This is a genomic window from Candidatus Sulfotelmatobacter sp. (assembly GCA_036500765.1).
Taxonomy (GTDB): Bacteria; Acidobacteriota; Terriglobia; order Terriglobales; family Acidobacteriaceae; genus Sulfotelmatobacter.
Map to the genome: position 1 here is coordinate 173,414 of DASYBM010000004.1, position 13,358 is coordinate 186,771.

The 13,358-nt window shown below is 57.3% G+C and carries 9 protein-coding genes; 6 read left to right on the forward strand and 3 right to left on the reverse strand.

Annotated features, from left to right (window positions below):
* Positions 1-105 precede the first annotated feature (105 nt).
* The 3 genes from VGM18_03525 to VGM18_03535 form a co-directional block, all read right to left on the reverse strand.
* On the reverse strand, positions 106-966 hold the full coding sequence (locus tag VGM18_03525; GenBank protein ID HEY3972046.1) for a hypothetical protein: 861 nt from the start codon (positions 964-966) through the stop codon (positions 106-108).
* A gap of 102 nt (positions 967-1,068) precedes the next feature.
* Positions 1,069-2,211: a pentapeptide repeat-containing protein gene (locus VGM18_03530; protein HEY3972047.1), complete on the reverse strand. Its 1,143-nt coding sequence runs from the start codon at positions 2,209-2,211 to the stop codon at positions 1,069-1,071.
* A 428-nt stretch (positions 2,212-2,639) separates the two neighbouring features.
* The gene (locus VGM18_03535; protein HEY3972048.1) at positions 2,640-4,682 is read right to left on the reverse strand and encodes a M3 family metallopeptidase; all 2,043 of its coding nucleotides are present in this window, start codon (positions 4,680-4,682) and stop codon (positions 2,640-2,642) included.
* A 255-nt stretch (positions 4,683-4,937) separates the two neighbouring features.
* Here VGM18_03535 and VGM18_03540 point away from each other — a divergent pair, with 255 nt between their 5' ends.
* The 6 genes from VGM18_03540 to rodA all read left to right on the forward strand — a co-directional run bounded on the left by VGM18_03540 (position 4,938) and on the right by rodA (position 13,085).
* Complete coding sequence (locus VGM18_03540; GenBank protein ID HEY3972049.1) at positions 4,938-6,224, forward strand: hypothetical protein; 1,287 nt, start codon at positions 4,938-4,940, stop codon at positions 6,222-6,224.
* Positions 6,225-6,475: 251 nt separating this feature from the next.
* Positions 6,476-7,540 (forward strand): rod shape-determining protein, encoded by a 1,065-nt coding sequence (locus VGM18_03545; protein HEY3972050.1) that lies wholly within the window; start codon positions 6,476-6,478, stop codon positions 7,538-7,540.
* 118 nt (positions 7,541-7,658) lie between these two features.
* Complete coding sequence (gene mreC, locus VGM18_03550; GenBank protein HEY3972051.1) at positions 7,659-8,972, forward strand: rod shape-determining protein MreC; 1,314 nt, start codon at positions 7,659-7,661, stop codon at positions 8,970-8,972.
* A gap of 1 nt (position 8,973) precedes the next feature.
* Positions 8,974-9,495: a rod shape-determining protein MreD gene (gene mreD, locus VGM18_03555; GenBank protein ID HEY3972052.1), complete on the forward strand. Its 522-nt coding sequence runs from the start codon at positions 8,974-8,976 to the stop codon at positions 9,493-9,495.
* A gap of 229 nt (positions 9,496-9,724) precedes the next feature.
* On the forward strand, positions 9,725-11,695 hold the full coding sequence (mrdA, locus tag VGM18_03560) for a penicillin-binding protein 2 (protein HEY3972053.1): 1,971 nt from the start codon (positions 9,725-9,727) through the stop codon (positions 11,693-11,695).
* A 292-nt stretch (positions 11,696-11,987) separates the two neighbouring features.
* The gene (gene rodA, locus VGM18_03565) at positions 11,988-13,085 is read left to right on the forward strand and encodes a rod shape-determining protein RodA (protein HEY3972054.1); all 1,098 of its coding nucleotides are present in this window, start codon (positions 11,988-11,990) and stop codon (positions 13,083-13,085) included.
* The last annotated feature ends 273 nt before the right edge of the window (positions 13,086-13,358 follow it).

Genomic DNA, 13,358 nt, shown 5'->3' on the forward strand with positions numbered 1-13,358 from the left:
CTCAAGCCCGGTGTTGGCTTGAGTGGGAGACTCGACGCCCTATCTCTCCCCCAGCGGATGGCTCAGCCTTGGATCTGAGGCAGCGACCAATGAAAGTGGCTGCCATCAAAGCACGTTCGGGTTGTTCGAAAACCAATCGCGAAGCTGCTCGACTTTTTGCAGTACGTATGGAAAGGCGAGATATGAAAGCCGAATAGTATCGTCTGAGACCTTCTCGTTCATGGGATGTACTGCATTATTCCGTTGAACTTGGACCGCCTTAATCAGCGACACAAGGTGGTCTTGGCCCCCATCAAATATTTCAAAAGGACGACCCTGCAAGTTATTCGCTTTCTCTAACACGTTCCTCATTTGCTCGAATAACCCTGTCAGATCGCGCCGCTTGAGCGCGGTAGCGAATTTCGCTTTCCATTGGGGCGTCGAAATGGCATCCAGCATCTTCTCTGCGAGCATATACAGCGCCTTCTCAGAAGCCGCGCCCACCATAACGGCTGCCGCCCGGAACCTGTCGTGCTCGAGCGTGCCAAGCCCCTCAACCATATATTCCCGAACAACGTCATCCAGGTTCGGGACCATCCGCTGCAATGCAGCGATGTATTCAGCGGGTAACTCCGGAATGGGCTCGTGCCCGTCCACCCATTCACGGCCCCGGGTAGTCAGTTCCACGTGCATACTATCCAAAGAGGGGAAATTTCTAGAAGCTGGAATTGCGAAGTCGCGACGTTGAAGATATAGCCACGCCTGGACCGCAGACTGTCTCAAGCTTTGAGAGTCATTATTATGCGCGAATTCGGGATTGTCAGGATTATTTGTTGCGGGAGGGCGTGATCGTCGCACCTGCGCGCCCGATTTTTCCAATTCTGTCCACGTCGCATTAATGAATGCTGTGAGCGTAAAGCTCGTCCTTACCCGGCGCAGCCCCGACCGCACAAAGGGCAGGATGGACGATAGGGTGTACTCCGGCATGGAATCAGATCATACCGGATAACGGTCGGCGGTGTAGGCGGGATGGCCCAACGTTGGATCTGAAGCAGCGACCAACGAAAGTGAGATTATACAAGGACCAAATCAAGGTTTGAAAGCCTGCTGGCCAGGTCGAGGTGACCCTTGCAGCCGGCGGAGTTCGGAATCGTAGTCCCCCTTACTTGGTCGGGTCTCCCAGTAGTACTGCGCGGTCCCACTGTAGGGATACGCCGCCTCGAGATACCGCAGCATGTCATGGTCAATCCTCGCAGCCTTCCACCAAGCTGTGCCCGAGAACGTCGCGCCGGTGTAGCCAGTTACACCGCTAAAATCTGCACCCTTAACATCGATGCCAGTCAACGTGCTACCGGTAATGTCGGCACCGCTGAAGTCGGCGCCGCGGAAGTCCTCGTAGAGAGTTATTGAGCGTAGATCGAGTTTTTCGCCTGACGGGCGTTGCCCCTTAAGTAAGGCCGAAAGCTTTCCTGATATGAGGCTCAGATCCTTCCCTAAATAAGAAACCTGCTTTCGCTCGGGGTCGGACAGCTTTGAGTAATCATTCGCCATCGTCTTAGGATTCCAGCTTTTCGTGAAGAGCGGATTCGCCTGCCCAGTTAGATTGCGATCCAGTTCAATAACCCCTCGAACGTTGCCCCAGGAAATGGGCTCAAATATCAAGTTGAACAGGTCGGCGAACATTGTCGGATCATCGGTCCTCACAAGTAATTGCATGGCCATTTGAGAAGCCAAGCCTCCGTATCGATCGGATTTCGCGAAGCTCTTAAGAATAACGCCCGCTGGTGAGAGTTTCTCTGATTGCGATAGCAGCTTGACCGAGTCGGCCCACCGCAGATCCTCGGCGGCGTCGGCCTGCCGACGTGTCTCAGCATCCTTGTCCCGTTCGGATTGTATGAACTCGGCACGTTTGGCCTGCTCGGATCGGACAAACTGCCAACTCTGCTGTATCAGTGTCGCCGCGAGAACGACGGTCGTAAAAAGTGGGGCAAGCAAAGCAATATAGTCTTTGATCCGCCGATGCCTTTTGTCTGCCCTAGTTTCCTTCCGTTCGTCATTAATCTTCAGTTCTTCCGCCACCAACTTTCTGGCTTCCGCGCCTTGCTTCTCTATTTCTGACACGAGTCTTAGTAGCTCCGCTCCCTTCTGGGCGGAACTGTTTTCAGGACCGCCCTCAATAATTGCAAAGGCTATCCTTCGGAGCTGTTCCGTATCTTGCGGAGTCAGATTCACCTTAATCTCCGGATCCCGCACTCAGGAAGAAGGTACCCACTCGGTTTCCAGATGTCAACGACACGCGTAACGAGATCCTCTGTTGTGCGGACGGTGCCAGCGCGATTCCGCTCGGGGCGCCTCCTCCGCCAGCACGAAAATGTCGTCTTCCACGCTGTCATGACACAATCGATGCATGCAGCCAGGGGATTTTTCCCGGACGAGCCCGCGCCTTTTGCCGCTTTGCTTTCTTACTCTTAGCTGTCATCACACAATCGTACGCCCTCTACCGTCATGACGATGTGTTCCGGCAGGAACACATTCAATGACTGATAGTCCAATGAGTGATAGTCGGCAATCCGGAGACGATTCTCGGCAGCGAGCTCCACAACTATGAGCAATGAGCAGTCTTCAGCCCCGGCGCGGCCGTGCCTTGTGAGATTTCCGTTTCACTGCCCCGACGCTTTCCCCGATCCCGCCGCGCCCTCGAATTCCTCGCCCATCCAATGTTGCAGCGCGGTGATGTTCTGCGGACGGCCCAGGAAATTCTTGACCAGATCGTTGGCTGACATCGATCCGCCGGGTTCGAGGACGACTCGGCGGTAGCGCATAGGAGCTTCGCCGGCCAGCAGGTTTTTCTGGTCGAACTGGAGGAAGAAATCTACGGCGATGACCTTGTCCCACAAATATGTGTAATAGGCGGACGAGTAGCCGCCGAGATGTCCGAATGACGCCCATATGTGAGTGTCGGGCAGCGGGGTGAATGGCGTGTAACGGCGCTCGGTGTCGAAGGTCACGGCATCGAGGTCGACGTCTTCCGGTTTCGTTTTGTAAATGTCGTACGAAATCGCGGCGTATTGACTCTGGCGGGCAACCCAGCCTCCGCGGCCGAAGGCCGACGCGCGATTCATGCGGGCGACGAGTTCGGCGGGAATCGGCTCGCCGGTTTTGTAATGGCGCGCGAACTTGGCCAGCACCTGCGGACTGCGCAGCCACTCTTCCAGCATCTGCGAGGGCGCTTCGACGAAGTCGGATTCCATCGTGATGCCGCTGATGCCGGCCCACTGCTGCTGGCCGCCGAGAATGTGATGCATAAGGTGGCCGAATTCGTGGAAGTAAGTTTGCACGTCGTCGTAGTCCATCAGGCCGGGATCGGTCGCGGTGGGACTGGGAAAATTGCACACTAACACCGCCTCGGGGAGTTGCTTGCCGCGAACGCCGTCGAGCACCGGAGTCATTTCGGCATGGCTGAACTTGCCCTTGCGCGGATGCATGTCGAGATAAAACCGACCCACCGCTTTGCCGTGGTCGATCACGAGCCAGGTCTCGACCGCGGGATCCCAGGCGGGCGCGTTAGTTTCCTGCTGGAAGCTGACATGAAACAGGTCGGCGGCCGAGTCGAAGATTCCCTGCCGCACCTGCGCGAAGGGGAAGTAGGGGCGCACCGACTGGGAATCGAAGTCATAGCGGGCGCGGCGCGTCAATTCCGAGAGATAGCGCACTTCATAGTCGACGATTTCCTTCGCCCCGGGAGTCGTCTTCTGTTTCTCAGCGAGCAGCATCTCGAACTCGCGCTGCGACAAGGCGCGGGAAGCATCGTTCACCTGCTGGATGAAATCCGCGATGTTCTGGCCTTTGACGATCATTTTGTCGGCGGCGTTGTAGTCGGCCCAGTTGGAGTAGCCGAGCAGCGTCGCGATTTCGTAACGGGTCTTGAGCAGGCTGGTGAGCGCCTCTTTATTCTGAGGATAGGCGCGTGTGTTGAAGGCGAACGAGACGCGGCGACGCAGCGAATCGCTCTTGGCAAAAGTCAGGACTGGGAGAGCATCGGGATAACTTGTCGTGATGCGCACCTTGCCGTCAGCGCCGGGCCTGTGGGCCTCGATGTAGTCCTGGGGAAGTCCATCAAGTTCCGCCGGATCGGCGTCGATGACTTTCCGGTCGTCGGCAATGTTGCGATCGAACATGGACTGCTCTTGGGTCGCCTGTTCGCTCAGTTGCTTGAGCCGGGCGCGGCTGGCATCGTCTTTATCGACGCCCGCCAGACGGAATTCCAGCAGTTGTCGTTGCACGTAATAGCGCGTGGCGGCATCGGCTTTCGACAGGTCGAGGGCGGTCAGTGCCTGATAGACCTCGCGATTCAGAGACAATGCGGTCTGGGCGGCGGTGGTCTTGGTAAACATCGCCGTGGCGTGGTCGCGAAAAGTCGCGTCCGGATGCACCTGCTGCATAAGACCGGCGAAATATCCCCCGGCATTAATCTGCCGTACCGCTTCGTCGAACGGAACGAGCGTGTTGTCGATGGTGCGCGGGTCTTTCACGCTTACCAGGACATCAATCGAGTGCTGCGCAGCAGCCAGCCTGTCACTTACGGATTTTTCAAACCCCGCGACGTCAGGATTGTTGGCCCACAGGGGCGGCTGCGAAACCGAGATTTTCTGTGCGGTTGAGAGAGCGACGAGGGCGAACGGCAGAAAAATGAGCAGCAGCATAGGGCGAACCAATGGGCGAAGCAGCGACATACGGTGAGGGCCTCAGGAGGAGATTCTATCCATAAACAGACGTTTGGCGCTGTCTTTGGAAAGCAGATGATTACCGCCCCCAGGCTGCGAGAGCGGAATTTCCGAAGTGAGGGGCGGCAGGGCACTTCGGTAACGTCCCAAAGTCATTACCTGTTTTTTCCTCGGTTTTGCTTGTGCTAACGTTGCTCTTTACCGCATATTTACTGAGGTTTTTCGGTCTCACAAGTGTCTTCCGATAATCGCAAACCGGGGATTCATGTCGCGTGGACTACGATCACCTATCGCAGCGTGATCCTGCTGGTCCTGGCGGGCGGCGCGATCTTCTGCGTGGCCGTGCGCTTTACCTTTCCGCAATTTTCCGAGAACACCGTGAAGGCGGGTGAGAACGTTGTCGGCAAGTTGCTGGAACGCGTGGGAGGCATGGCTCCCGCGGCCGGCACCGGCGCTTCGACCGCCCAGCAGGCCCACTTTACCGCCCTGGACGGCACGGTGCGGGTGAAGAAACTCAACGGCAACAGTTGGGTGCCGGGCGACTACAGCATTCCGCTGGAAAAAGGCGACGTGGTCCAGACCGGTTCGGAGGGCATGGCGAAGGTTGTTTTCAACGATGGCACCAGTTACACCGTGAAACAGGATTCGCTCATCGCGATTGAAGAGAACTCGGCTAACGATCAGCAGCAGACCAGCGTCGCAGTCGCCGTGAGCACTGGAACCGTAGACTTGTCGACCGCGACCTACAGCCAGGGATCGAAGTCGCAGGTCATTGTGGCGGGCGCGACCGCTTCGCTGTCGCCGGATTCGGCGGCGCAGGTACATAACGATCCCAAGGCCGAGCAGCACGAAATTCTGATGAAGAAAGGTACCGGCGAAGTCACGCGCAACGGCGAGACGGTGAAACTCGCCGACTGGGAGCGGGTAAGCTTCCAGGGTCAGCAGTCGCATCTGGAAAAGGCCAAGGAGATTGGTCCGCCGACTCCAATCGGTCCGGCCAATATGGCCCCGCTGTTTTCCGCCGACGAAGCGACCAAGGACGTGGAATTTTCCTGGACGCCGATGGCGAATGCAGTTGGTTACCGGCTGCGCATCTCCCGCAATCCATACTTTTCCTCTACACTCGTTGACAAGAAGGTTAATACAGCGGCGGTAACCGTTACGAGCCTCGGCGAGGGCGCTTACTACTGGATGGTGCAGTCTTACGACGCCGGTGGGAAGGAATCGGTGGAGAGCGAGAAGAACCGCTTCACCATCATTGCGAAGGGCAAAGAGAACGAAGCCATCGAACTGGATCTCGATCCTTTCATTCAGCACGGGCACGTGATCGAAATAACCGGTAAGACACAGCAAGGGGCGCGGGTGATGGTGAATGGCAGCGAAGTGCCAATGATCAATGCGGATGGCCAGTTCCATTACTTCATGCCGCCGCTGCCCACCGGAGAAGCTGTGATAACAGTTACGGCGCAGACGACGCAGGGCGGAGTGAACACGCAACAAAAGAAAATTCTAATTCAGTAGGACTCTAATTCGTTAGAACAAGGTTTCATGGTTTCAAGGTTGCAAGTTTTTGTACCGATGAATGGGAGCGTTTCGCAGCCATACGCCGAAACCTTGAAACTCTGGAGCCTTGAAACTTTGAAACCTGGATGTGAATAAGCAGGGAAGCCGGGCATCTCGTAGAATAAAAGAGCCACCATCCCTGACACAAGAAGACGCCGGGACAGTCCCCGGTAGAGCAACACGTCGAAAGACGCGGGAACTTTTTCGTCATGTCAAATAACGGATTTCATTCAGCCTCGACGCGCAATCATAACCTCCGCTCGCTGTTCAGCATTTTTTCCAGCGACCTGGCCATCGACCTCGGGACCGCCAACACGCTCGTCTATGCGCGCGGCAAGGGCATCGTCGTGAACGAACCTTCCATCGTTGCCATCAATAAAAATACGGGCGAAGTGGAGGCTGTCGGCAAAGAGGCGAAAGAGATGCTGGGGCGCACGCCGGGCAACATTGTCGCGATTAAGCCGATGAAAGACGGCGTGATCGCCGATTTCAAAGTTACCGAGAAAATGCTGAACTATTTTATCCAGAAGGCGCACAACCGCAAGATGCTGGTGCATCCCCGCATCGTGATTGGCGTGCCCTCGGAAATTACCCAGGTGGAAAAACGCGCAGTCATGGATTCGGCCTATCGCGCCAAGGCGAGTGAAGTGCATCTGGTCGAACAGGCGATGGTGGCGGCGATCGGGGCGGGACTGCCCATCACCGAACCCAGCGGCAACATGGTGGTCGACATCGGCGGCGGCACCACCGACATTGCCGTGATTTCGTTGAGCGGCATTGTCTATTCGCGTTCGGTGCGCATGGCCGGCAACCAGATGGACGAAGCCGTCATGAACTATCTGAAGCGCAAATACAATTTACTGATCGGCGAGCGCACGGCCGAGCAGATCAAAATGGAAATCGGCTCCGCGCACCAGCTCGATAAGCCGATGACCATGGAAATCAAGGGCCGCAACTTGATTGAAGGCGTGCCTAAAACGATCACCGTCGACGACGGCGAAATCCGCGAAGCGCTCAGCGAGTGTGTATCGACGATCATGAATGCGATTCGTGTCGCGCTGGAGCGGACGCCGCCTGAACTTTCCGCCGACATCAGCGACCGCGGCATCGTGCTCACCGGCGGCGGCGCGCTGCTGAAGAATCTCGACAAACGCATCCGCGAAGAAACCGGGCTGCCGGTTTCGATTGCCGACGACCCGCTGTGCAGTGTGGTGTTGGGCACCGGCAAAATGCTCAGCGACTTCAAGCTGCTGCGAAAAATTTCGATTGAGTAAGCGATCGACCCTCAGGGGCTAAAGCCCAGATCTCCTGGGGCGTTTGGCGGCACGGCTAAAGCCATGCCCTTCCCACAACCTTCTTTCCGGCCAGTTCGGACTGGCAACTGGCAACTTTATGGAATCCGTGCTTGGCCGCTACCGCAACCTGGTCATTCTTGTAGGAGTGCTGTTTCTACAAGTGCTGGGCCTGGCCGTGCAGGTGAAGCGTGGCGGCGGCACCGATGCGGAAAACACGCGCCTGATCCGCGTCTGGACCGTCGGCGCCATCACGCCCTTTGAGCGGCTTCTAGTCTGGAGCCAGAACAGCACCGGTAATCTTTGGCACAACTACTTTTACCTGCGTGGAGTCCGAGCCGAGAATCGCCAACTGAAAGATCAGATCGAGCAGATGCGTCTCGATCAAGTGCGCCTGAGCGAAGACGCCGCCCAGGCCCGCCGCCTGCAAACCTTGCTGGCATTTAAAGAACAGTTCATCTCGAAGACCGTGGCGGCGCAGGTCATCGGCTCCAGCGGCAGCGACCTGTCGCGCATCGTCTACATCGATAAAGGTGCGAACGCGGGGATTGCGCGGGACATGGCAGTCATGACGGCTGAGGGCATTGTGGGCAAAGTGCTGGTCGTCTATCCTTCGGTTTCGCAGGTGCTATTGATCAGCGATCAAAGCAGCGGTGTGGGCGCCCTGCTGGAGAAGACGCGTCTTCAGGGAGTGCTGCGCGGCACTGCCAACGGAGAAGTCGTGCTCGAGCGCGTGATGAGCGATGAGCAGGTTCCTGTTGGCGAGACTGTTCTGACCAGCGGCGGAGATCAGATCTTTCCCAAGGGTCTTCCGGTTGGGACTGTCGCCAAAGTTGAAAACGGCAAAGATTTGTTTCTGAATATCAAGATCAAGCCGACTGCCAATCTGAGTAAGCTGGAAGAAGTTTTGGTGCTGGTCGAAAAACAGGAACGCGAAGCAAAGGCGGACGAGGGAGCGCATCTTCGTGCCTCCGACATTCTGGCTCAACGGTTGCCGTCGGTGCCGGAAAAGCCGGTTGCGGATGCGAAGTCCGTCGCGGGCGCACCTACGGGCCCGAGCAAACCGACAACGGCGAATACCACACCTAAATTCGGAAGCGCCCCGGCTGCAACCGCTCCGGTTACAAAGAATCCATCCGGCGCGAGCAATGCGTCCATCGGGCGACCCTCGGGACCATCCGTGAAACCGGCTGATCGAGCGTCCGCAACGAAGGCGCCCGCCGCCGCAGGCAGCATCGTGCTTGCGCCCAAGCCCGATGCATCTCCGTCCACCACCGGAGCGCAGCCAAAGACCACTGATCCGAACGCATTACCCAGGAAGGCCGATCCCGCGGCAAACGATCCGAGCTCGCCGATCGCTCCCGCCACTCCGCCCGATTCGCCACCGCCCTCCGGCGAAAGTAGCCCTCAATAGCGTGCCCATCACATACACATCCGGGGAGCAGGTTGAGGTCTATCGGTTCGGCATTCCTGTAACGATCGGCGTGCCGTTGCTGGCGCTGTTTTTGCAGGCGTTCGTGCCGATCCGTTTTCCGCGGTTTGCGGTTTACGTCGACCTGCCGCTGCTGGTGACAATCTTCTTTGCCATGGCCCGGCGCAGTCCAGTGGCTGGCCTGTTCACCGGAGCAGTGATCGGCCTGGCGCAAGATATGCTCGGCCACAATCCCATCGGCATCTACGGCATTGCGAAAACCGTTGTGGGCTATGGCGCCTCATCCTTGGGAGTGAAGCTGGACGTGGAAAACGCCGGCGCCCGCTTCCTGGTGACGCTGGGCTTTTATCTCGTGCACGCCGCGGTTTATTTCACGGTCGCTCATGGGCTGGTGAATATGACTCAAACCTGGAGCTGGCCTCGAGGAATTGTCGCCGGCCTGGTCAATGCGTTTCTGGGCGTGGCGCTGTTTTTCCTGCTCGACAAGTTCAAGCAGAGAACGTGAAAACCGTCGTCGGTCGTCGAAAACCGTCGTCGGTCGTCGGTCGTTAGTCGTTGGCGAATCGGCCCCGAGGTGACGTATTGCTTCAGTGATGACCTCGGTTACATCGTGTCCCACCGCAGAGAATTCTTGCGGCTTACAATGTAAGTATCGCGATTTGGCTGACGACCGACGACCGAAGGCTAACGACTAACGACCAACGACTGATCACCAACGACCAAGGACTGCATTGATGTTCGGCCGCGACGAAAAAGTTTCGGAAATCCGCCTTACGGCGGCCCAGTACATCATCCTGGCTGTCTTCCTCGTGCTCGGCTACGGGCTGTGGAGGCTGCAGGTGATGCAGAGCGATTACTACTCCTCTGCGGCCGAGAAGAACCGCATTCGCAACGTGCCGGTGCTGGCGCCACGCGGCAAGATTCTCGATCGCGAAGGGCGCACGATCGTCGACAACTATCCGTCTTTTTCTGCGCTCTTGATGCGCGATTCCTCGCGCGATCTACTCGCCGACGCCGACTTGATTGGCCAGGGATTGCACATCGATCCGAACGAAGTGCGTTCGCGCATTCGCCGCTCTGCGTCGCTGCCGCAGTATCAGCCGATTTTCCTGAAAGAAGACATCACGCCCGACGAATTGCAGTTCATTGAAGCGCATCGCAACGAGTTGCCGGAGCTGGACACGATCATGGCGCATCGGCGCCTTTATCCGCGCAACGGCTTCATGGCGCACTTGATCGGCTATGTGGGCGAGGTCAGCGAAGATATGCTGAACCAGCCGCAATTCGAGCTCTACAGCGCAGGCGATGTGGTCGGCATTTCGGGAGTCGAACGCCAGTACAACACGCTGCTGATGGGCCAGAACGGATCGCGGCAGGCGCTGGTCGACAGCCACGGTCGCGAAGTAGGACGCCGCGGCGAGACCGAAGCGATTCCCGGCAAACAATTGCGGCTGACCGTGGACATCGATTTGCAGATTGCCGCCGAAGAAGCTTTGGCGGGGAAGAACGGCGCGATAGTCGCCATGGATCCGCACACGGGCGAAATTCTGGCCATGGCGAGCGGGCCCACTTTCGATCCCAACGATTTCGCGGTGCACGTTTCGCGCGACCAATGGAACAAACTGGTCACCGATCCCGACAAGCCGCTGCTGAACAAGGCAATTCAAGCGCAGCTCGCGCCCGGCTCGACGTTCAAGATCATCATGTCGGTTGCGGGATGGCAGGAGGGCATTGCGCAGAATATGCACGTTTACTGCAACGGCAGCGCGACGTTTTACGGCAGGAACTCCAAATGCTGGGTTTACTTTGTGCACCAGACCCACGGCGATGTGGACCTCGCCAAGGCGATTTATCAGTCTTGCGATGTATTCTTCTATACGCTCGCCGACAAACTCGGGATTAATCGGATTGCCAAATATGCGACCGATCTCGGTTTAGGACAGAAGACGGGGATAGACCTGCCCCAGGAAGCAAGTGGTCTGGTTCCCTCCGAGGAGTGGAAGCTGCGCAACTACCGGCAGAAATGGTATGCGGGCGAGACCATCTTCGTCGGGATCGGGCAGGGTGCAATCACGGTTACGCCGGTGCAGTTGTTGCGTGCGATTTCTGCGATTTCGATGGGTGGAAAGTTAGTCACGCCCCACGTTGCCGATCCCAGTGGCTTGCCGGCAAATTATGTCGAAGCCGGGCATTTCACCGAAGTGAAGAACGTGTCGCTCGATCCAGCGGGATGGAACTACATCACCGACGCCATGGTTAAAGTGTTGCAGCCGGGTGGGACTTCTCCGTTGGCAGCAGTTCCAGGAATCGAGATTGCGGGAAAAACCGGGTCGGCACAGGTCGTCTCCCTGGAGAATCGGGCCAAGCACAAAGACAACGCCGACCTGGCGCAGAACGGATGGTTCGTCGGATTTACGCCGCGGCGCAATCCAGACATTGTGGTCTGCGTCTTGTTCCAGGGCGGCGAACACGGCAAGCTGGCGGCGCGTTTGGCCACCCAGGTTATCAAGGCCTACGTTGAGAAGCAGCGCCGCACTCCGCAGAAAATGGTTGAGAAGCCGAAGAGCGGAACCGTGGATATCGGCGGCCTGTGGACTGAACCGGATACCGACGGGCATAAAGAAAAGCTCCAAGGCGGACGGTTCGTTCTCGACTTGCCCAAGAGGCCCTCCGCGCTGGCCGTAGCCGCGCCGGGAATGCAGTGAGTTTAAATACTAGTCCGAGAGTCTAGTCCGAGAGTAAGAGATGTCATGAGGGATCGTACGAAAGTGGATTTCAGCAGCGCGGTCAATGGGATCCTAACTCACTGCCGGCATCGTAAAGTTACGATTCACTGCATATGGGCTGCCGGACCGAGTTAAGATCCCTCGCACCGGCTTCGCCGGTGCTCAGGATGACAAAAATCTGTTAACCGGTGACGGATGATCGACGATTGACGACCGACGACTGACGACCGACGACTGACGACTAAGAGCAAACCTGAAAGCGGCACCACCTATGTCCCGTTACGTTTCATACCGCGACTTTGACTGGGTCCTTCTGGGATTCGTGCTGATTATTTGCGGCTTGGGTGTGATGGAGATTCACAGTGCCACGGTGCACACGAAGTTTGCCGGAGCCCACGTCAAACAGATCTATTGGATATTGGCTGGTGTCGGCATGATGTTCGTGGTCAGCCTGATCAGTTATCAGGCGCTGCTCGATCAGATTCACTGGTTCTACATTGCCGGCGTCGGATCGCTGATGGCGGTGCTGCTCTTCGGGCAACGGTATCTGGGCGCGAAGCGGTGGGTCAAAATGCCCGGAGGCAACCACTTTCAGCCGTCGGAGTGGGTCAAAATAATCCTCATTCTTGCCGTCGCCAAATATTTTGCCGACATGCGGCAGAGAGAACTTTCCTGGGCCGATTTTTTGAAGGCAGGCGCGATCGTCGGCTTTCCCATGTTGATGGTCTTGGCCCAACCCGATCTTGGCACTGCGCTCACCTACGTCCCCATCGCCATTATGGGCGTATTTCTGGGAGGATTGCAGTGGAGGCAGGGGCTGACCGTAGCCTTGTTGGCTGCTATTGGCATTGGGGCTGTATTTTTCACGCCCCGCGTGCACGTGCTCAAGTCGTATCAGAAGCAACGGTTGACCAGCTTCATTGACCCAGAACTGGACCCGCAAGGCTCGGGGTACCAAGTTGAGCAATCCAAGATTGCGGTCGGTTCCGGAGGCCTGTGGGGCGGGAAAGGCTCGCAAACACACGGCGCTTTCCTTCCAGTGCCGCAAACCGACTTCATTTTTGCCGCCTTTTCCGAAGAACACGGATTCGTAGGCGCGCTCGGGGTTCTGCTGTTATACTTCGTTGTGCTGATGCGTTTGACCCAGAACGCGCAAACCGCCCCGGATCGGGCGGGCACGTTCGTGGTAATGGGTGTGGTGGCTGTGCTTAGCTTCCATATCCTGGTCAATGTCGGCATGGTGGTTGGCTTCATGCCCGTCACCGGAATACCCCTGCCGCTGATGAGTTATGGTGGGTCTTCTGTACTGTTTATGTTCCTGGCGCTGGGGATGGTCATGAATGTTCGTATGCGCCGTTTCGTGAACTAGCGTGGTAAGCCGTTCAGGCCTAATCAGTTGCAGGAATGGTAAAAGCAGTTTTCGCTGCGTTCGCAGGCGCAGCCCCAAAATATCGAGCGCCCTCGCGTAAAGGGGGCATTTTACCGGTTAGTCGAGCAGTAGAAGGCCGGGCAGGATTGAAGCTGAACAGTCAGCCGGGCAGGGAACGGCCCCCCGACCCAATTCGGGTCTGAGAGTGCGGTCACAAACCCCGGCAGAAGTTAAAGCGATAAGTGCAAAAGATTCCCAAGCTTGTGCAGCGGA

What these genes read in the sequence shown, in the direction of transcription:
- VGM18_03525 (HEY3972046.1), bottom strand. Translation starts at nt 966, where the DNA reads ATGCCGGAGTACACCCTATCGTCCATCCTGCCCTTTGTGCGGTCGGGG.
- VGM18_03535 (HEY3972048.1), bottom strand. Translation starts at nt 4,682, where the DNA reads ATGCTGCTGCTCATTTTTCTGCCGTTCGCCCTCGTCGCTCTCTCAACC.
- VGM18_03545 (HEY3972050.1), top strand. Translation starts at nt 6,476, where the DNA reads ATGTCAAATAACGGATTTCATTCAGCCTCGACGCGCAATCATAACCTC.
- mreC (HEY3972051.1), top strand. Translation starts at nt 7,659, where the DNA reads ATGGAATCCGTGCTTGGCCGCTACCGCAACCTGGTCATTCTTGTAGGA.
- mrdA (HEY3972053.1), top strand. Translation starts at nt 9,725, where the DNA reads ATGTTCGGCCGCGACGAAAAAGTTTCGGAAATCCGCCTTACGGCGGCC.
- rodA (HEY3972054.1), top strand. Translation starts at nt 11,988, where the DNA reads ATGTCCCGTTACGTTTCATACCGCGACTTTGACTGGGTCCTTCTGGGA.